The sequence below is a fragment of the Amycolatopsis sp. cmx-4-83 genome (assembly GCF_046548815.1).
Taxonomy (GTDB): domain Bacteria; phylum Actinomycetota; class Actinomycetes; order Mycobacteriales; family Pseudonocardiaceae; genus Amycolatopsis; species Amycolatopsis pretoriensis_A.
Map to the genome: position 1 here is coordinate 212,686 of NZ_JAEBEF010000003.1, position 18,680 is coordinate 231,365.

Sequence of the window (18,680 nt, forward strand, 5' to 3'; positions counted from 1 at the left end):
AATCCGGTGCTACGGTCTGCCCATGCCGGTAGCCAGGTCGGAAACGCGTCAAAGTCTTCTGGAAACGGCACGACGGATCGTGGCCGTGAAGGGCTACGCCGCCGTCGGCATCAACGAGGTCCTCGCCGCGGCGGGCGTCCCGAAGGGGTCGTTCTACCACTACTTCGCCTCCAAGGACGCCTTCGGCGAGGCCATGCTGCAGAGCTACTTCGACGACTACTTCGCGGCCATGGACGGCATCGTCGCCGACAAGGGCAAGAGTTCCGCGGAGCATCTGATGAGCTACTGGCAGAGGTTCTACGACACGCAGGCCGCGAACGACTGCCAGGGCGGGTGCCTGGTCGTCAAGCTCGGCGCGGAGGTCGCCGACCTCTCCGAGGTGATGAGGGCGACGACGGAAATCGGCACCGCCGCGATCGTCGACCGCCTGGAGCGGATGATCGCCGACGGCATCGCGGACGGATCCGTGTCCGTCGACGAGAGTCCGCGCACGACGGCCGAGGTGCTCTACGACCTGTGGCTCGGGGCGAGCATGATGGCGAAGATTCATCGCAGCGCGCGCCATCTCGACCGCGCCCTGACTGTCACCCGCCAGGTCCTCCACGCCTGACAAACCCCGTCGCCCGTCTCGCGCCGGGTCCGGGCGGCAAGCTCTCCTCTTCTAGTAGACCGGTCTAATCGGAAGGCCATCGTGAACGCCGATCTCATCTACTCCGACGCGAGCGAACTCGCTGAGCTGATCCGCACCAAGGAGGTCACATCCGTCGAGGTGGTGCGGGCGCACCTCGATCGCATCGCGGCCGTCGATCAGAAGGTCAATGCCGTCGTCACGCTCGCCGACGGGGCGCTGGAGTCCGCGAAGGCCGCGGACGTGGCAGTGGCGGCCGGCGCGGAGGTCGGGCCGTTGCACGGCGTGCCGTTCACGGCCAAGGATTCGTTCGACACCGCCGGGGTGCTGACCCAGCGCGGTTCCCCGATCTTCGCGGGCCGCGTCCCGGACACCGACGCCACCAGCGTGGCCCGCCTGAAGCGCGCCGGCGCGATCCTCCTCGCGAAGACCAACCTCCCGGAGTTCTCGTACTCGACCGAGTCCGACAACCTCCTGACCGGCAGGACGAACAACCCCTGGAACCTCGACCGCACGCCCGGCGGTTCCAGCGGCGGCGAATCAGTGGCGATCGCGGCCGGCATGTCGCCCCTCGGTCTCGGCAGCGACCTGGCCATCTCGGTGCGCGGGCCGGCCGCGCACACCGGAATCGCCGCCCTCAAGGCAACGCACGGGCGCATCCCGATGACCGGAGTCTGGCCGCGGGCGCCCCGCCGCGACTGGCACGCCGGCCCGATGGCCCGCACCATCCGAGACCTCGCACTGGCCTATTCGCTGCTGTCCGGCCCGGACGGCGCCGACGGCTTCGCCACGGTTCCACACGAATTCGACACCGGCCTCGGCGCGTCGCCGGACCGGCCCGTCCGCGTCGGATGGCTGACCGACTCCGGACTCGGCCCGATCGACCCCGAGGTGGCCGCCACTGTGCGGAATGCCGCCGAATCCCTGCGGGACAACGGGATTCCCACCGAAGAGGTGAACATTCCCGCGCTCGAACGGGACAACCCGCTCGACCTCTTCTACCGGCAGCACGTCATGGAGGTGAAGCCGACCTTCCAGGACGTCACCGCCGGTCACGAGGACCAGATGGCCAAGGTCTCGAAGCACATGCTCGCAACCCCCGACACGTCGCTGCGCGACTACGTCCTGGCCGAACAAGGCGTCGAACGCCTCCGGGACGCCTTCGCCGAGTACTTCCAGCGGTACGACGTCCTGCTGCTCCCGGTCCTGCCCATCCCCGCCCACGAACACGGACTCGCCCGGTTCACCATCAACGGCCGGACAGTGCACGCCGCCCACATCCAGACCGCGACCGTTCCGTTCAACCTGACCGGGCTCCCGGCCCTGTCGATGCGGTTCGGCACCAGCGGCGACGGCATGCCGATCGGTGTGCAGATCGCCGCCGCCTGGCACGCCGAGTCGACGATCCTGCACATCGCCTCGCTGCTGGAGACGCTCAGCCCGGTCCGCGACCAGCACCCGGTGATCGGGTCGTAGCAGCCTGCCGAATCAACGCACCCGTCCTGAATTCTCTCTCCGAGCGGGGCTAACGAGACAGCCGCTCAGCTGCGACCCAGCGATCTGCTCAACCGTGCTGTGCAGCGGCAGGGCCGCCACGCTGCCACATTTCATGGTTCCCGCATTCTGCTGTGATTTCGGCTGCCGCCTGAGCCGCGGTGAAGAAATCTTCGGCCGGCGGCGAGAGGTGCGATGCCGCCATCGCGAGGCACACTTGTTCGGGCGCCAGATCCGGGACGGGCACGTAAACGACGTCCGGGTGTGCGTAGAACACGGTCGCCGAACGGGCCAGGAACGAGATGCCCCGGCCGGCCGCGACATGCTCGAGTGTTTCGTCCACCCCGCGTGCCAGGTAACCGGCATTGGGGTGCGGGCGCTTGGTGGGCTGCGTGCTCGTGTCGGCGTGCCAGACCAGCGGCTCGCCGGCCAGGTCGGCCTCGGTGAGTTCTTCCTTGCCTGCCAATCGGTGGCCGACGGGCAGCACCGCCACCCGTGGCTCGGTGTAGAGCGGGGCGACGCGCAGGCCGGTCTCGTCGATGGGCAGCCGCACGTAGCCGATGTCGATGCGGCCGTCGAGCAGCATCGGGGCCTGTTCGTCGGCTTCGATGCGTTGCACGTCCACCCGGACGTCCGGGTGCTGGGCGGCGAACTGTTGTACCGCCGGGGCGACGGCGATGCCTGCGCGGAAGCCGACCATGAGCCGCTGGCTGCCCCGCGCGGCCGCGGTCACCCGGCGGCGGGCCGCGTGCGCGGAGGCCAGCAGCGGGCCGGAGTCGGCCAGTAGCTGTTTGCCGGCATCGGTCAGCGCCACGCCGTGGCTGTCCCTGGTCAGCAGCGGGGTGCCGAGATCGTGTTCCAGCGCGCGGATCTGCCGGCTGAGTACGGGCTGTGCGATGTGCAGCTGCTCGGCGGCGCGGCCGAAGTGGAGCGTGTCGGCGACGGCGACGAAGTAGCGCAGCTTGCGCAGGTCCAGATCCACGATGCCTCCCGGTCCGGCGATGCCTTCAGGGTATCGCAACCGCTGAAAGAGGTCTTGGACAGCGATTCAGGCCGATGGCAATCATGGAATCGAGCGTCATCCAGGCGCCTCGTTCGACGGCGCCGACGACACAACCCGTCTCACCCGGCGGGGTCGGCAAGGGCGTCTATCCGACTCCAGAAAGCAGCACACCATGAGCAGCATCAGCATCATCGGCCTGGGGACCATGGCCCGCGCCATCGCCGCCCGCGCGATCGAGGGCGGCAACGTCGTCGAGGTCATCGGCCGCGACGCGGCCAAGGCGAAACTCCTGGCCGCCGAGCTCGGCGGCGGCGCCACGGCCGGGACATTCGGCACCACCCCGGCCGGCGACCTCGTCTTCCTCGCCGTGCCCTACGCCAGCGCCGTGCCGATCGTCGCCCAGTACGGAGACGCGCTCGCCGGCAAGGTCATCATCGACCTCACCAACACGTCCAACCCCGACGCCACCGGGCTGGTCACCCCCGACGACACCTCCGGTGCGCAGGAGATCGCCAAGGCCGCCCCGGCGAGCGCGCACGTCGTGAAGGCGTTCAACACCGTCTTCGGCCACATCCTGGCCCAGGGCGGCCCGCTGGACGTGCTTTTCGCCGGCGACGACGCGCAGGCCAAGACGAGCGTCTCGACGTTGATCGAGACCCTCGGGCTGCGCCCGCTGGATGCCGGCGGTCTCAACGTGGCGCACTGGCTGGAAGGGGCGGGACTGGTGATGATCAGCCTGGCCCGCCACGGCGTGGGGAACTTCAACTTCTCCCTTGGCGTCACCCTCGCCGGCTGAGCACCCCTTCTACCTACTCTCGCAAGGAAAAGTCGTGCACGTTTTCGTTACTGGCGGGACCGGCCACACCGGTTCCCACATCATCCCCGAGCTCATCGCCGCCGGGCACGAGGTCACCGGCCTGGCGCGCTCGGACACGGCTGCGACAGCGCTGTCCGCGCTCGGCGCGACGGTGCGCCGCGGCGACCTCGAAGATCTCGACGGGCTCAAGGAGGCCGCCGCGGATTCCGACGGCGTCGTCCACGTCGCGCACCGGCAAGCCCTGCTCGCATCCGGCGGGATCGACGCCGTAGCCGCCGCCGAGGTCCCCATCATGCTCGCCTACGGCGAAGCCCTCGCGGGAACCGGAAAGCCGCTGGTCGCAGCGGGCAGCATCGGCTCGCCCGGCAACCTGGGCCGGCCGGCCACCGAAGCGGACCCGGCCCTGCCCGGCGGCAGCGAGCACACGGGCACCCTGCGGGTTCGCAACATCGTGGAAACCACCGTCATCGGCCTCGCCGAGCAAGGAGTGCGGTCCTCGATCGTGCGGATCGCCAACATCGCGCACAGCACGACCGATCAAGCCGGCTTCCTCCAGCAGCTGATCGCACTCGCCAAGGAGAAGGGCGTCGTCGGCTACCCGGGAGACGGCGCGAACCTGTGGAACGCCGTGCACGCCCGCGATGCCGCCTCCGTGTTCCGCTTGGCGCTGGAGAAGGGCACGGCAGGCAGCTACTGGCACGCGGTCGCGGACGGGGCCATCCCGCTCCGCGACATTGCCGAGGCCATCGGCAGCCGGCTGGGCCTGCCCGTCGTGAGCATCCCCGCCGACGTCCTGATGGTGCCCGGATACTTCGGGTTCCTCGCCAACATCGTCACGCAGACCTACCCGGCGTCCAACCTCATCACCCGCCAGGCGCTCGGCTGGGAACCCGCCCAGCCCGGCCTGCTCGCCGATCTGGACAACGGCCACTACTTCCCCGCCGGCTGAGAACAGGAACCCAATGACGACCGTGGGACTCATCGGAAGCGGAAACATCGGCATCACCGTCGCGCAGCTCGCCATCGAGGCCGGCCACCAGGTCGTGCTCAGCAACTCGCGCGGTCCCGGAACGCTCGTGAACACGGCCGCGAAGCTGGGGCCGCGAGCGTTCGCGGCGACGAGCGAACAGGCCGCGGCGGCCGGCGACATCGTCGCGATCACGGTGCCGGTCAAGGCCTTCGCCAACCTGCCGGCTGCGCCACTGGCCGGCAAAACGGTGATCGACACGTGCAACTACGGCCCCGAGCGTGACGGGCACATCCCCGAACTCGACAGCAACGCGCTCACCTCAAGCGAACTGCTGCTGCGATACATCCCGGACGCCATGCTCGTGAAGGCGTTCAACAACATCTTCTACAAGCACCTGCTGTCACTCGCCCGCCCAGCAGGGGCGGCCGGCCGCTCGTTCCTGCCAATCGCCGGGGACTCCCCACAGGCAAAGGCGGCGGTGACCGAGTTCATCGACTCCATCGGGTACGGCGTCGTGGACGCGGGAGGGCTGGCCGGTAGCTGGCGGCAGGCGACGGGCACGCCGGTGTGGGGCACCCCGTACGGGCCCTACTCGGACGAGAAGGGCCGGCCGGCCGGCGAGGACGCCGTCCGCGCGGCGCTGGCCGCCGCAGCGCGGTAACCGCGGGTCGGCGCGCAGCGGGCGAATACCTGTGCTGAGGGGTGGTCAGCGCGCTCGCAGAGTTGTGAAACCCTTGAAGGTCACAACCTGCCGGTGCGCTCGATCACCTGGCCGGCGAAGTCGCTTCGTCCACACCGGACTCGGCGTAGCGCTTGAGGATGTCCGCGAGCACGTCGATCGACACGTCCGGGTCGAGGTTGATTCGCATCGCCGTTTTCAGCGCGTCAGGGATCGCGGCCGGCGTCTCGCGCCGCACTGCGGGCGACCGACCACCTGTGGTCGTCGCCCGCAGTGCGGCAGTCCCTCGAACCCGAGCCGGCCGGTGCCGCTGACAGAGGGACCGACCATGGGAATCGCGAAACCAAGCGAATGCTCTCCGGGCAGACCATCGCCCGCCGACATCGATATCGAGGGCAGTGCAGGTCAGCCGGGAAGTTCGGTGACGCCGAGGGCGAAGTCCCAGTTCCCCACGCCGTGGCGGGCCAGGCCCATCGTGACCACGCCCGCACCCTCCAGCCAGTACGCCATCTTCAGGTCACCGACGTCCAGCGGGCGCAGTCCGAGGCTCTTGATGAACGCCTCCACGCCTGCCTTGGCGCGCGCATCGTCGCCGGCGAGGAAGACGACGGGTCGGCCCTTCTCGAGGACATGACGGAAGATCGTGTTGAATGCCTTCACCACGCTGGCGCTGGCCGGGGCCGCCTTGGCGACTTCCTGTGCGATCGAGGTGCCCTCGCCGTGGGCCAGCCCGTCGGCCGCGGAATTGAACGGGTTGCTGATTTCGACGATGACCTTGCCCGCGAGGGCGTCTCCGTAGTGGGCGACGACCGGAACGACGCTCGCGTACAGCAGTGCCACGATGACGATGTCCCCGGCCGGGACGGCGCCCCACTGCCCCGTCGTGGCGCCGCCGCCGAGAGCCTTGGCCAGGTCGGCGGCTTTGGCCTGATCGCGGCCCATGATCTCGACGGTGGCGCCGCCCGCTACCGCCAGCGCGCCGATGGTGCGGGCCATGTTCCCGGTCCCGATGATGCTGATGCTGCTCATGAGTTGTCCTGTCTTGACTGACGATCGAAAGGTTGAACTGCGCCGGCTTTCTGCCGCTCAGATCGCCGCGGTGCCGCCGTCGACGGTCAGCTCCATCCCGTTCACATAGCTCGAGTCGTCCGAGGCGAGGAACAACGCGACCGTCGCGATCTCCTCGGGGCGGCCCATCTCTCCCCGCGGGATCAGGGATTCGAACTGGCGCTTCGTCGTCTCGTCGAACAGCTCCTCCTGCTTCGGCGTGGCGACCTGGCCGGGGGTCAGCACGTTCACCCGGATCCGCCTGTCCTTCAGCTCGGACAGCCACACGCGGGCGTAGGCCTGCTGCACGGCCTTGCTCGCCGCGTACACACTCCACTCGGGATAGCCCTTGAGCGAAGCGTTCGACCCGGTCATGAAGATCGAGCCGCCGTCGTTGAACAGCGGCAGCGCCTTCTGCACCGTGAACAGCGTGCCGCGCGCGTTGAGCCCGAAGGCGGCGTCGAAGTGCTCCTCGGTGATCTCGCCGAGCTTGCGCTGCTCGCCGACGCCGGCACTGGCCCACAGCACGTCGATCGCGCCCTTTTCCTGCCTGACCGTGTCGAACAAGCGGTCCAGGTCGTCCAGATCGGCCGCGTCGCCTTGCACGGCGGTCACGTTTCGGCCGATCAGCTCGATGGCGTCGTCCAGTGCCTCCTTCCGCCGGCCCGAGATGAAAACGTGCGCTCCTTCGTCGACGAACAGCTTTGCGCCGGCCAGCGCCATGCCGCTCGATCCACCCGTGATCACCGCTACCTTGCCGTCGAGCTTTCCCACGATCACTCCATTGCCTTGGTGGGTATGCGAAAACCGTTATGTACACCGGTCTGTGTGCTTAACGTATCAGGCGGCCAACCCTGACGCAAGCTATGTACACCGGTCGTTACCCACTTCGGCTATGCTGGAGGCATGACGGAGTTGGAGAAGGGCCCTCAAGGCCGGCGCCGCGGCAGAGGCGCGCGCGAGCGCATCCTCAGCGCGTCACAACAACTGTTCCGCGAGCAAGGCATCAACCAGACCGGCATGGACCAGCTCTGCGCGCTCGCCGAGGTGTCGAAGCGCACGGCCTACCAGCACTTCACCGGCAAGGACGAACTCGTCGCCGAATACTTGCGCCGATTCGATCCCGACGTCATGTCAGGAGTGTTCGACCGCACCGACCTCACGCCCCGCGAACGACTTCTCGCTGCCTTCGAGGCGCCGGCGAACGCGACAGAGGACGACATCACACCTCTGTGCCCCTTCATCGGGGCGGCCGTCGAAATCCACGACCCTGACCACCCCGCACGCCAACGCGCTCACGACTACAAGAAAGCCGTTGCCGCGCGGCTGGCCGAGACCGCCCGCGAAGCCGGCGCCACCAACCCCGACCAGCTCGGCGAACAACTGGCGCTGCTGCTCGATGGCGCCTCGGCCCGCAACCGGGCCCTCAACGCCGAAACCTTCCCCACCGCCGCCGCCATCGCCGCCGTCCTCATCGACAACGCGCTCCCCGCGACAGCACCTCGCACGGCCGCCTCACGGTCAAGCACATAAGAGAACCCATCCGGCTTTGGGTCGAAGGGGCCGGCGACATCGATGGCTGCGATCAAATCGCTGGAGCCGGCCGATCTCATCCGCGACGTCGTCCCAGATGAGCGGGGTGGACACCGTGAAGGCGCTCGCGTCCGCGCTTTCCCGGTCAGGCTGGCTGGGCGTCCGGTGCCTGCTCCGCCGTTCTCGCGAGGATGTCCCTGGCTACCCGCTCGGGCTCTTCGACGTGGGGGCAATGGCCGAGGTCCGGGTACTCGACGACGTCGGCGTCCGGTTTGCGGTTCCGCAGCTCCTGGGCGATCCGCGGCCCGGAAACGGGGTCACGCATTCCCCACAGGAACGACAGGGGAATCGAGGTACCGGTGAAGACCGGCTCGAAGCGGTCCCGGTGGGCCGCGCGCTCGGGGATGTAGCGCAGCAGCCGCGCGGTGAGGTCGGGGTCGGGGTGACCGAGGCGCAACGCGCGGTAGTGCAGTCCCGCCAGTCCGGGGTCCAAGGGATGCTCGGGAGAGAACACCCGGGACCAGGACCGGGCGAACTGTCGCTCGGTCATGGAACGGGCTAGCAGGCCACCGACCACCGGCCACAGCGAGGCCCGCTGGATCAGGCGGGGCCGGTACTGGTCGGCGTACAGCCCTGCGTTCAGGAACACGCAGCGGTCGATCCGGAACGGCAGCTCGCGGGCCAGCAGCTCCGAAGCCACGATGGCGCCGTAGTCGTAAGCGACGAGGGTGACCGCCTCGAAGCCGAGCGACTCGATCAGCGCTTCGGTCAGGTCTGCTTGTTCGAAAACGCTGTAGTGGTGCTTGCGCGGTTTCTCGGACGCGCCGTAGCCGAGGAAGTCGAACGTCACGACGGTGTGCCGAGGCGCTGCGAACGGCTCCACCTCCGCCCACTCGAACGACGACGCCGGGAAGCCGTGCAGCAGCACGAGCGCGCTGCCGCTTCCGGACACCCGGTGGAACACCGTTCGGGGCACGCCCCGCACCGGCACTGTCGTCGTCTCGCCTCGCCGGTGCCATTCCGCGAGCTGGTCGACCATGGCTTCACCCGCTAACCTAGTAATCGTTAGGTTAACGATCAGACAGGAGCAGGCCGGGTGTCAAGGGAGCCGAAGCGGCGGATGTCGGCGGCGAAGCGGCGCGCCGTGATCGTCGAGAGCGCGACGGAAGTCTTCGCCGAGCGCGGGTACGACGGCGCGTCGATCGACGAGATCGCCCGGCGCTCGGGGATTTCCGCGCCGGTGCTCTACGACCACTTTCCGTCGAAGCTCGCCCTGTTCCAGGAGGTCCTCGCCACCGAGTACGCCCTGCTGCGCGCCGCCTGGCAGGTCACCTTCGCCAGTCCGGAACCGCTGCGGGAGCGGTTCGCCGCCTCGCTCGACGCCTGGTTCGCCCACGTCGAGCGGCGCCGCAAGTCGATCCCCGTCCTCTTCCAGATCGCCACCGCCGACGAACGCGCCCGCCAGGCACAGGCCGACGCCACCCGTGCGAGCCGGTCCGCGTTGACGCCGTTCGTCACCGGCGCGCTGGACGCGGACAAGTCCGGAATGGACGGTCTCGACACCGAGATGCTGATCGAGATCATCGCCGCCTCGCTGCGCGCCCTCGCGCTCTGGTGGCACGAGCACCCCGGAGTGCCCCGCGTCAGGCTGGTCAAGGCGGCGATGGACGCCCTGTGGCCGGCCATCGGACAACGAGTAACGTGAGCTTCCCCAGGGCGAAATCGATCGGTGCTGCGCCGACCTCGACCGGCCGCACCCCGGGCGATGACGCGGGCTACCTCGTCGGGTTCGTTCGCCCGGCCCAGCGGGCTCGCCGCCGCGAGCGTGTCGAGCATGTCGCCCATGCTCCGGGTGATCTCAGTCCGGCTCGGTCCGAGCGCGACGGCGTTGACGCGCACGCCCGCCGGGCCGTACTCGGCAGCCCAAGACCGGGTCAACGCCTCCAGGGCGGCTTTGCTCGCCATACGCGGCCATGCCCGCGGCACCGCGGGCGGCGACCATGGTGGAGACGTTCACGATCGCCCCTCGACCCCGGGCGGCCATGGACGCCAGTCAGCGCCGCGGTGAGGAAGAACGGCGCCCGGACGTTCACCGCGTTCATCGCGTCGAAGGCCGCACCGGTGGTTTCCGCGCTCGGCCCCCGCGGTCCGCGATGCCGCTGGGGTCAGCTCGTCGCAGATCTATCACTACTTCACGGACAAGGACGACCTCACGCGAGCGGTCATCGCGTTCCAGTCCGAGGCGATCCTGTCCCACCAGACGCCGTTGCTGGCCAAGCTCGACAGCATCGAAGCGCTGCGGTCGTGGCGCGACGTGGTGGTCGACGCCGCCCGCCTGCAGAACGGAGCCGGCGGCTGCCCGCTGGGCAGCCTGTCCAGCGAACTGTCCGACGACCACCCGTGGGCGCGCGACGCCTTGGCCGCCGGCTTCACCGCTTGGTCCGACGCGATCCGCGCCGGCCTGGCCGACATGGTCGACAGCGGCGCCCTGCGACCGGAGACCGACGCCACCACGCTGTCCCTCGCACTGCTGGCGGCGCTGCAGGGCGGTCTTGTCCTCGCGCAGGTCCAGCACACCACCGACGCACTCGAAGCCGCCTTGGACGCCGTGATCGCACACGTCCGAACCCACGCTGGGCAGCCGGCCTGAACGCGCCGGATCACCTCGTCAGGGTGTGGGGTCGTTCGCCGGCTCCTCCAGTGCCGAGCCGGCGGAATCGGCAGGTGAAAGGGCAGCGAGCAGCCGCAGTTTTTCGTCGCTGTCGCTGTCCTTGTCGGGGTAGTAGACGACGAGAATGACGTCGTCGATGGGGAGCTTGTCCCGGTGGAGGCGCAGTTCCCCGACGACGGGGTGGTTGACCGTGGCTGTGCCTCCGTCGAGGTTGCGGACGTCGTGGCGGGCCCACAGAGTGCGGAACCGCTGGCTGGACAGGGCGAGCTCGCCGACGAGCTCGACGAACCGCGGATCGTCGGTGTCGTCGCCGATGGTGGTGCGAAGCGCGGCGATGAAGTCGGCAGTGGCTTTCGTCCAGTCCTGCTGGAAGGCCTGTTCCTCCGGATCGAGAAGCAGTGAACGCAGCCGGTTGTGGCCAGGCCGCAGGCGGGGCGAGAGGGCGACGGCCATGGCGTTGGACGCCAGGACGTCGAACGCGCGCCCTTCGACGAAAGCCGGGATCTGCAGGTGGGCGAGCAGTTCGTACACTCGCGCCGGCACGTGCTCGGGCCGCTTGCGGCGCGGCGCCCGGGGGCGCGTCGCGCCGAGGCCGAGCAGATACGCCCGCTCGACGTCGTCGAGCTGCAGTACGCGCGCGAGGGATTCGAGGACCTGCGGGGAGGGATTCTTGTCACGTCCCCGTTCCAGACGCAGGTAGTAGTCGGGACTGATGCCCGCGAGCAGGGCGACTTCCTCGCGGCGCAGGCCGGGCACGCGGCGGCGGCCGCCGGGTGGGAGTCCGGCCTGGGCCGGCGAGACCAGCTCGCGGCGGGCACGGAGGTAGCTGCCGAGCCGGTTGCCCGACTCTTCGTCGTTCATATTCCGATCGTAAACGGTCCGGAAATCCCGGTTGGGGTCCTGAGAGGACCAGGCAAGAAGAGGGCTCTGCCTGTCTCCGCGGATGCCGCCGACACTGGAATGGCACCGCATCGGAAGAGACAGCGAAACACCGCCGTCCGCGGGCTTGGGAAGGAAGCGAAAGATCTCATGGATCTCTCCAACCGCACGGTTCTCGTCGTCGGCGGCACCTCGGGTATCGGACGGGAGCTGGCCCGGCGGTTCGCCGCGGCGGGCAGCACCGTGGCCGTGGCCGGTCGCCGCCCGGAGGCGCTCGAAGAACTCGCCGCCGAGGGTTTCGGCACATTCGGCATCGATGTCACGGAAGACGCCTCCGTCGCCGCCGCCCGGGACGCCGTGCTCACCCGGTACCCCGAACTGGACACGGTGGTGACGATGTCGGGCGTCATGCTGCTGGAAGACCTGCGCGATCCCGCGCACTTCGAGGCGGCGCGGATGACGATCGACACCAACCTCGTCGGCACCATCCGGGTCGTCGACGCCTTCACCCCGCACCTGGTCCGCCGGGGCGACGGCACCTTCGTCACCGTGACCTCCGGCATCGCGTTCCTGCCGTTCCCGCCCATGCCCAGCTACGCCGCCTCGAAGGCGGCGGTGCACGCCTACTCCGAGGCCCTGCGCGCGCAGCTGGACGGCACCGGGGTCGGCGTCATCGAACTCGTTCCCCCGGCCGTCGCCACCGCGGACCAGGAGAAGGTGAACCCGCACGCGCTCCCGCTCGACGAGTTCGCGACCGAGGTCATGCAGCTGCTCTCCACGGACCCCACACCGCACGAAATCCTCGTGAAGGGCGTCCGCACGCACCGCTGGGCCGAACGCGACGGCACCTACGCCGACCTTGTCGCCCAACGCTCCCAGTCATTGGCCATGCTTCCCGGTCGCGAGGGCTGAGATCGTTTCGCGGGATTGGCAGAGTCCCCACCCGCGGGCCACGTCAGATGCGGTGTATCGCACGGAAGCACCATGCCTGGCGACCGTGCCGCATCGGCACGCCGTCGACCTCGCTTGGTGAGGCTGACCCCACCCAAGCGAGATCATGACTGCCGGATGGCGATCTGGCAGCGCTGGCCGTGCGCGCCGGCAAAACACGGCGACCCGGCAGCTGACGCTCTAGTGCGGGCACGCCCGCACCCAGCTTCGACCTCACCTGGTCGCGGCACCAAGACCCTCACGCTGCCCAGTGGCCTGGTCCGATCGCCCGTACTCGTGATGCACCGCCGCCTGTCGTTCGCAGACATTCGCTCGACTTTGTCCACGCCTTTCGGCCGGGGCACTCAGAACGACGATGTCCTCGTGTGCGATCAGGTGCAGTGGCAAACCGGCCTCGCGCCGCTTGCGGATGAAGTCGCGCTGGAAGAAGCTGCCGCGCGCGACCAGGTCGGTCTCGGCCACGCGGGCGAGCAGGGCGACGCACCGCTCGACCGGGACCAGGCCGGCCGCGACGCCGCAGGCGATGACCTGAGAGGGCAGGTCGATCAGCCTGGCGTGACGATGCCGGACTACCTTGCCGCGCAACGTGCGGTCGACCGTCTGCGGTCGGGGTTCACCGCGTTCTTCGCCGACTACGACGCTCTGTTGTGCCCAGTGGTGCCGATCGCGGCGCCGCTGCCCGACCAGACCGAGTACGTGATCGGCGGCGTGGTGGTACCGGCGGCGCACGTGGTCCGAGCAACCGTTCCGTTCAACCTCGCTGGTTTACCTGCCCTGTCAGTGCCGTTCGGCATGAGCGCGGATGGATTGCCCGTCGGCGTGCAGGTAGCGTCCGCCTGGTTCGACGAAGCCACCGTCCTGCAGCTGGGTGCATCGCTCGAACCACACAGCGTGCTCCGCGGCCGCACGTCGCCCCTGTGAACCGCGGACACGGTGAAGTACTTCGGTCACGAAAACGATCTTGGTGACCGCGGGCCGGTGATCGCCAATGCAGGACCCGAGATCTACTCGATGGAATGATTTCCCTCCCCTGGAAGGGGAATCTCAACCATCCACAGTGGATGGTGTACCGGCGGCGGTGCGCCACCGGCCGGGTGGTACGCCGTGGTGGCGTTTGAACGCCGCGGCGAACGAGAACTCCGATGCGTACCCCAGCGAGCGGGCCACCGCGGCCAAGCCCGCGTCGCTGTCTCGCAGCTGCTCGCGGGCCAGGGCCATCCGCCAGTCGGCGACGTACGTCAGCGGGGCCACGCCCAGCAGCTGGGTGAACCTGCGGGCGAACGTCGCCCGGGACAGGGAGGCTTCAAGGGCCAGGTCGGCGACCGTCCACGTGCGTGCGGGTTCGGCGTGCACCGCGCGCAGGGCTGCGCCGACCGACGCGTCGTCCATCGCGCGGAACCACGCCGGCGCGGTCTCGCCGTCCGTGGCGAGCTGCTCCCGTAATACCTGCACCAGGGCGACGTCGAGCAGGCTGTCCAGCAGCGCCTGCTGTCCCGGCGCGTCGCGGAGGATCTCGGCCGCGAACACGTCGAGCGTCGCGCGCAGGCTCGACCCGGCTCGCGGGCGGACCACCGTCAGGTCCGGCAGCCCGGCGAGCAAGCCGGCGCAGAGTTCGCCCTCGAAGGTGTACGCGCCGCAGAAGAACGTCGTGGCGTCGCCCGATTCGGTGCCGAACTCCAGGCGGCGCGCGCCGCGGGCCGGGGCGGTCGCGCGCGGGTAGGCGAACGGCACGACGTCGGCGCCCGGCGTGTGCGCCATGAACTGTTCGACCGGCCCGCGGACCAGTACGACGTCGCCGGGTAGCACCTGGCGGGAGCGGCCGGGGTCGTCGGTCCACGCGAACGCCTCGCCGCCGAGGATGCCGTGGATCGCGAGCTTGGCGCCGGTCGGGAACCGGAGGCCCCACGCGCCGCGTGCCGTCGAGTGCGAGAACGCGGCGCCGCGTGCCCGCGAACGCTGCAGCAGATCTGTCAACACGTCCACGGCATGAGACGATCGCATATTTTTTCGCTTGAATCCAGCATGGATCATGCTCTCCGTCTCCGGTTTGCTGGACCGCAGGAACAAGGAGTCCGGAAGGAGGGGCGAGATGCCCCAGGCGGTGCGGTTCGACGAGTACGGCGACATCGACGTGCTGGAGGTGCGGGATGTGCCCCGGCCGGTGCCCGCGGCGGACGAGGTGCTGGTGCGCGTGCGGGCGGCCGGCGTCAACCCGGGGGAGAACGCGATCCGGTCCGGCGCGCTCCACGAGCGCTGGCCCGCGACGTTCCCGTCCGGTGAGGGCAGCGACCTCGCCGGGGTCGTGGAGGAGGTCGGCCCGGCGGTGCGCACCTGGTCCGCCGGCGACGAGGTGATCGGCTGGGTGGACACCCGTGCCAGCCACGCCGAGCTGGTCGCGGTGCCGGCGGCCCAGCTCGTGGCGCGCGATCCCGCCGTACCGTGGGAGGCCGGCGGCGCGCTCTTCGTCGCCGGGACCACCGCGCACGCGAACGTCCGCGCGGTCGGGGCCGGTCCGGGGGACACGGTCGTCGTCGCGGGCGCCGCGGGCGGGGTCGGGTCGCTGACCGTGCAGCTGCTGCGCCGCGCCGGTGCGACGGTGATCGGGCTCGCGGGCGAGGCCAACCACGCCTGGCTGCGCGAGCACGGCGTGGTGCCGGTGACCTACGGTGACGGTGTGCTCGACCGGATCCGCGAAGCCGCGCCCGACGGCGTCGACGCGTTCGTCGACAACTTCGGCGACGGCTACATCGACCTGGCCCTGGAACTCGGTGTGGCGAAGGACCGGATCAACACGATCATCGACTTCGCCGGCGTTGCGCGCACCGGCGTCAAGGGCGAGGGCATGACGGGGTCCGCGAACGTCGAGGTGCTGGCCGAGCTCGTCAAGCTTGTCGCGGCTGGCGACCTCGAGGTCCCGATCGCCGCCACCTACTCGCTCGCCCGGGTCCGCGACGCCTACCGCGACCTCATGCGCCGCCACGCGCGCGGCAAGATCGTGCTCGTGCCGTAGGTCAGTACGCGTTCTTGATGACGAAGTAGGATCCGCGCCGGTATCCGGTACCAGGGCGAGCCGGTCGAGCTCGACGCCGAGCTCAACAGCAGCGGCAACCCCAAGGTTGGGCATGCTGGTGACAGCGGCCCACGCTCCGGCTTGGTTGGCCTCGGCGAGCAGTGCGAACACGAGCGCCGCCGAGCCGGTGGGCTGCGAATTGGCCAACGACGACGAGTACGACGTCGCCAGCCTCGCCCCGATCTTCGCTCTCGCCGTCCTGGGTCCCGCGCCGCGGTGGGAGCTGCGTCAGGTCGCGGGGGAGCCCATCACGGTGAGGGTCGCGGGACCGAGCCGCAGGATTCCGTCGTCGAGAGGAGTGCAGCGCACGCCGCCGTGCCCGCGCAGCCCGCGGAACGCGCCGGGCGCCAGCACCACGTCCATCCACGCGCACGGGTGGGCCGGGCGGCAGGCCTGGAACCGGACTTCGCCAGCGCCGGAGTCGAGGCCGAAGACGGCGCCGGTCCCTCCACGCGGCGCGGCCAGGTCGTCGACCGGGAACCCACGCACGACGATGTTGCGTCGCGGCAGGTGCGGGCCCGGTACCGCGGCGAGGTCGAGGTCCCGCGCGAGAACGTCGAGCGACTCGGCGGCGAAGAGGGTGACGGCGGCCCGGCGGTGGGCGGGCTGGTTGAAGTAGCGGTCACCGACGAGCCCGAGCCCGGCGCGCACGGTGACCTCGTCGCGCTCGAGGGGTTCGGGTTCGGGCCGCGGGCCGTCCGCGGGACGGCCTTCGAAGGCGTGTGCGGCGGAGACCAGCAGCGCGACGATCTCCACCGGGGTCTCGCGCGGTTCCGCCATGGCTTTCCTCGAACGCGCCGGCGCGCGAACTCCGAGTTCGCGCGCCGGCGATTTCACTTGCTGTCGGTGTCGCCAGTGAACAGGGTGCAGTAGTCGCCGTAGCCCGCGTCTTCCAGGTCGTCGAGGTGGATGAACCGCAGCGACGCGGAGTTGATGCAGTAGCGCATTCCGCCCTTGTCGAGCGGGCCGTCGTTGAAGACGTGGCCGAGGTGGCTGTCCCCTTGCAGTGAGCGGACTTCTGCCCGGATCATGCCGTGGCTGAAGTCGTCCCGCTCGACGACGTTCGACTTGGCGATCGGCTTGGTGAAGCTCGGCCAGCCGGACCGGCTGTCGTACTTGTCGACCGAGGCGAACAGCGGCTCGCCGGAGACGACGTCGACGTAGATGCCCGGCTCGTGGTTGTCCCAGTACGCGTTCGCGAAGGGACGCTCCGTGCCGTCCTGCTGGGTCACGCGGTACTGCTCCGGATCCAGCCGAGACACGGCTTCCGGGTTCTTGTGGAACTTGGCCTGCTGAGGCACAGCTCTCCCTTCCCCGCCTTGCGGCGCGAAGCTGGGGCACCAGGTGAAACGCACCTGGACGTGCACACGTACAGACGTGCGACGCATTCGCGCTATTCCGTCGGCGGTCCGGTCGGCGGGCGTGTTCTTCTTTCGTAAGGACTGGGTGAACACGCTCGCCCGAGTGGACTGTGCGGTCCCCGAAACGGACGCCACCTGAGGGGAGAGCATGACCAGCACCGTGGAGATGAAGGACGAGAGGTTCTTCGGCGAGGTCCTAGGCAGAGAGAAGCCGCTTCTGGTGGACGTCCCCTGTAACCGGTGAGGTCAGGGTCCGGCTGATCGACCTGGCGTGTTGACAGCTGCCGGCAGAGCAAGCCCGGTGGTCGTTGCGACGGCCATTATTCCCGCTCTCGGCAATTTCTCCTCGAGCTCAAGGGGCCACCGGCCTCAGGCCCAATACCAGCGCAGGCGGCAAGTCTCGGCCGGGGTAGACGAAGACGAGTCCGCGGCTGGCTGAAGTAGCCGCTATGATCTCCTCAAACGTGGGAAATATCCCACGCGTGGCGGTTCAAGTCCCTCTTTGAGCACACAGACGTGGGAAATGTCCAGCGCCGAGGCGGGTCACTTAAGCTGCAGGTCAGTGGCGAACTTTAGTATAGGGTTATAGATCAACTCGGTCCTCGGACACAGTGTTACCCCGCGGATCGCGGAACGCGATCTTGAAGCTGGGGCGATCGTAGCCTAGCTCGAATCAATCTTCTCCAGTCGCCATCCGGCGCCGTCGTAGACGATGGACTGTCCCGAGCCTCGTAGCGCTGTCGCGACGCGGCTGCTTCGTGTCCGAACTGACTCCAGCGTGGCGTGGCCGTCACTGTCTTGAACGCCGAGCCGGACGTGCATCTCGTCCACGAGGTGATCTTCGCGAATGTAGAGCGTCTTCGGCCGCGGTTGGCCCGCGCGTTGCCTGCTGGTGTGGCCATGGCGGCAGCGGTACGTCGGTCGCCCGTGGTTCCAGTGCGAGTCCAGTCGCCGATCGCACATACCGCAGCGGATCAGGCCGGCTAGGGCGAACCGTCGGACTTGCCCGTCGGTGGTTTGTCGTGCGGCCCGGACCTGTTGAGCGGCGACGAAGTCCTGCTCCGTGATCAGCGCCGGATGGGCAGCCTTCGCCGACAGCGCGGGCGTTGAGGCTGGGCCTTCGGTGCCGGTGGCGCGGCGGTTCCAGGCCTGGCGACCGGTGTAGCGCGGGCTCGCCAGGATTACGGCAACCGTGCGCAACGTCCAGGCGCCGCGGGCGCGGTGGCGGTTGCGGTCCGGATCGGCACTCGACGGGCAGGGGACACCACGTTCGTTCAGGTCCCGGGCGATACTGGCGACGCTGTGTCCGGCCAGGCGCTGCCGGAACATCCAGGCTACGTGGGGTGCGGTTAGTGGGTCGGGTGCGAGGCGTTGGAGGCGTCGGCCCCAGCGGGCGTCGGTGGGGTTGGGGTGTGGGCCGGCGTCGACGAGTTGGTAGCCGTAGGGTGGTCGGCCGCCGAGGTAGCGGCCTTGCTGGGTGGCCTGGTTGTGCATCGCCGCCAGTACCCGGTGTCGGGCGCGGAGGACTTCGCGCTGTGACTGGGTGGCCAGCAGCGATACCAGTGCCCGGTGATCGC

21 protein-coding genes and 2 pseudogenes are annotated in these 18,680 nt (G+C 69.3%); 11 read left to right on the plus strand and 12 right to left on the minus strand.

Annotated features, from left to right (window positions below):
* Positions 1–22 precede the first annotated feature (22 nt).
* Positions 23–610, plus strand: a complete 588-nt coding sequence (locus ACLJQM_RS10630) for a TetR/AcrR family transcriptional regulator (protein WP_410630985.1) — start codon at positions 23–25, stop codon at positions 608–610.
* A gap of 81 nt (positions 611–691) precedes the next feature.
* Positions 692–2,104: an amidase gene (locus tag ACLJQM_RS10635; protein WP_410630986.1), complete on the plus strand. Its 1,413-nt coding sequence runs from the start codon at positions 692–694 to the stop codon at positions 2,102–2,104.
* A gap of 88 nt (positions 2,105–2,192) precedes the next feature.
* Here the strand turns inward: ACLJQM_RS10635 and ACLJQM_RS10640 are convergent, their stop codons facing one another.
* Complete coding sequence (locus ACLJQM_RS10640) at positions 2,193–3,104, minus strand: LysR family transcriptional regulator (RefSeq protein ID WP_410630987.1); 912 nt, start codon at positions 3,102–3,104, stop codon at positions 2,193–2,195.
* A 193-nt stretch (positions 3,105–3,297) separates the two neighbouring features.
* On the opposite strand from ACLJQM_RS10640, the gene ACLJQM_RS10645 reads away from it, so the two are divergent.
* From ACLJQM_RS10645 to ACLJQM_RS10655, 3 genes are read left to right on the plus strand one after another with little or no spacing between them, the layout of a single operon-like run.
* On the plus strand, positions 3,298–3,921 hold the full coding sequence (locus tag ACLJQM_RS10645) for an NADPH-dependent F420 reductase (protein ID WP_410630988.1): 624 nt from the start codon (positions 3,298–3,300) through the stop codon (positions 3,919–3,921).
* Positions 3,922–3,955: 34 nt separating this feature from the next.
* Complete coding sequence (locus tag ACLJQM_RS10650) at positions 3,956–4,891, plus strand: SDR family oxidoreductase (RefSeq protein ID WP_410630989.1); 936 nt, start codon at positions 3,956–3,958, stop codon at positions 4,889–4,891.
* Between the two features lie 13 nt (positions 4,892–4,904).
* Positions 4,905–5,573, plus strand: coding sequence for an NADPH-dependent F420 reductase (locus tag ACLJQM_RS10655; RefSeq protein WP_410630990.1), 669 nt, complete (start codon positions 4,905–4,907; stop codon positions 5,571–5,573).
* Between the two features lie 103 nt (positions 5,574–5,676).
* Here ACLJQM_RS10655 and ACLJQM_RS10660 read toward each other — a convergent pair whose 3' ends face one another.
* From ACLJQM_RS10660 to ACLJQM_RS10670, 3 genes are all read right to left on the minus strand, one after another.
* Positions 5,677–5,829, minus strand: coding sequence for a hypothetical protein (locus ACLJQM_RS10660; RefSeq protein WP_410630991.1), 153 nt, complete (start codon positions 5,827–5,829; stop codon positions 5,677–5,679).
* 167 nt (positions 5,830–5,996) lie between these two features.
* Positions 5,997–6,620 carry an NADPH-dependent F420 reductase gene (locus ACLJQM_RS10665; protein WP_410630992.1) on the minus strand — a complete coding sequence of 208 codons (624 nt, stop codon included), beginning with the start codon at positions 6,618–6,620 and terminating at the stop codon, positions 5,997–5,999.
* A gap of 57 nt (positions 6,621–6,677) precedes the next feature.
* A complete protein-coding gene (locus ACLJQM_RS10670) occupies positions 6,678–7,412 on the minus strand; it encodes an SDR family NAD(P)-dependent oxidoreductase (protein ID WP_410630993.1) in 735 nt (244 codons plus the stop codon).
* Between the two features lie 132 nt (positions 7,413–7,544).
* Between ACLJQM_RS10670 and ACLJQM_RS10675 the strand changes: the two genes are divergently transcribed.
* A complete protein-coding gene (locus ACLJQM_RS10675; RefSeq protein ID WP_410630994.1) occupies positions 7,545–8,171 on the plus strand; it encodes a TetR/AcrR family transcriptional regulator in 627 nt (208 codons plus the stop codon).
* Positions 8,172–8,316: 145 nt separating this feature from the next.
* On the opposite strand, the gene ACLJQM_RS10680 is transcribed toward ACLJQM_RS10675, so the two are convergent.
* Entirely contained in the window at positions 8,317–9,210 is an 894-nt protein-coding gene (locus ACLJQM_RS10680) for an alpha/beta fold hydrolase (RefSeq protein ID WP_410630995.1), read from the minus strand.
* Positions 9,211–9,267: 57 nt separating this feature from the next.
* Between ACLJQM_RS10680 and ACLJQM_RS10685 the strand changes: the two genes are divergently transcribed.
* Positions 9,268–9,876, plus strand: coding sequence for a TetR/AcrR family transcriptional regulator (locus tag ACLJQM_RS10685; protein ID WP_410630996.1), 609 nt, complete (start codon positions 9,268–9,270; stop codon positions 9,874–9,876).
* Positions 9,877–9,992: 116 nt separating this feature from the next.
* Here the strand turns inward: ACLJQM_RS10685 and ACLJQM_RS10690 are convergent.
* Positions 9,993–10,136: pseudogene (locus tag ACLJQM_RS10690) on the minus strand (SDR family oxidoreductase); the annotation flags it as partial.
* Positions 10,137–10,437: 301 nt separating this feature from the next.
* Here ACLJQM_RS10690 and ACLJQM_RS10695 point away from each other — a divergent pair.
* Positions 10,438–10,821: a TetR family transcriptional regulator C-terminal domain-containing protein gene (locus ACLJQM_RS10695; RefSeq protein ID WP_410630997.1), complete on the plus strand. Its 384-nt coding sequence runs from the start codon at positions 10,438–10,440 to the stop codon at positions 10,819–10,821.
* An 18-nt stretch (positions 10,822–10,839) separates the two neighbouring features.
* On the opposite strand, the gene ACLJQM_RS10700 is transcribed toward ACLJQM_RS10695, so the two are convergent.
* A complete protein-coding gene (locus tag ACLJQM_RS10700) occupies positions 10,840–11,703 on the minus strand; it encodes a helix-turn-helix transcriptional regulator (RefSeq protein WP_410630998.1) in 864 nt (287 codons plus the stop codon).
* A gap of 168 nt (positions 11,704–11,871) precedes the next feature.
* On the opposite strand from ACLJQM_RS10700, the gene ACLJQM_RS10705 reads away from it, so the two are divergent.
* Complete coding sequence (locus tag ACLJQM_RS10705; protein ID WP_410630999.1) at positions 11,872–12,633, plus strand: SDR family oxidoreductase; 762 nt, start codon at positions 11,872–11,874, stop codon at positions 12,631–12,633.
* 252 nt (positions 12,634–12,885) lie between these two features.
* On the opposite strand, the pseudogene ACLJQM_RS10710 reads toward ACLJQM_RS10705, so the two are convergent.
* Positions 12,886–13,230 (minus strand): annotated as a pseudogene (locus tag ACLJQM_RS10710) (site-specific DNA-methyltransferase); the annotation flags it as partial.
* Positions 13,231–13,233: 3 nt separating this feature from the next.
* Here ACLJQM_RS10710 and ACLJQM_RS10715 point away from each other — a divergent pair.
* Positions 13,234–13,593 carry an amidase family protein gene (locus ACLJQM_RS10715; RefSeq protein WP_410631000.1) on the plus strand — a complete coding sequence of 120 codons (360 nt, stop codon included), beginning with the start codon at positions 13,234–13,236 and terminating at the stop codon, positions 13,591–13,593.
* Positions 13,594–13,716: 123 nt separating this feature from the next.
* Here ACLJQM_RS10715 and ACLJQM_RS10720 read toward each other — a convergent pair whose 3' ends face one another.
* Positions 13,717–14,655 (minus strand): AraC family transcriptional regulator, encoded by a 939-nt coding sequence (locus ACLJQM_RS10720; RefSeq protein WP_410631001.1) that lies wholly within the window; start codon positions 14,653–14,655, stop codon positions 13,717–13,719.
* A 106-nt stretch (positions 14,656–14,761) separates the two neighbouring features.
* On the opposite strand from ACLJQM_RS10720, the gene ACLJQM_RS10725 reads away from it, so the two are divergent.
* The gene (locus ACLJQM_RS10725) at positions 14,762–15,682 is read left to right on the plus strand and encodes an NADP-dependent oxidoreductase (RefSeq protein ID WP_410631002.1); all 921 of its coding nucleotides are present in this window, start codon (positions 14,762–14,764) and stop codon (positions 15,680–15,682) included.
* A gap of 288 nt (positions 15,683–15,970) precedes the next feature.
* Here ACLJQM_RS10725 and ACLJQM_RS10730 read toward each other — a convergent pair whose 3' ends face one another.
* The 3 genes from ACLJQM_RS10730 to ACLJQM_RS10740 form a co-directional block, all read right to left on the minus strand.
* Positions 15,971–16,522, minus strand: coding sequence for an MOSC domain-containing protein (locus tag ACLJQM_RS10730; RefSeq protein WP_410631003.1), 552 nt, complete (start codon positions 16,520–16,522; stop codon positions 15,971–15,973).
* 53 nt (positions 16,523–16,575) lie between these two features.
* A complete protein-coding gene (gene msrB, locus ACLJQM_RS10735) occupies positions 16,576–17,043 on the minus strand; it encodes a peptide-methionine (R)-S-oxide reductase MsrB (protein WP_410631004.1) in 468 nt (155 codons plus the stop codon).
* Between the two features lie 723 nt (positions 17,044–17,766).
* Entirely contained in the window at positions 17,767–18,597 is an 831-nt protein-coding gene (locus ACLJQM_RS10740) for a recombinase family protein (RefSeq protein ID WP_410631005.1), read from the minus strand.
* Positions 18,598–18,680: the final 83 nt, after the last annotated feature.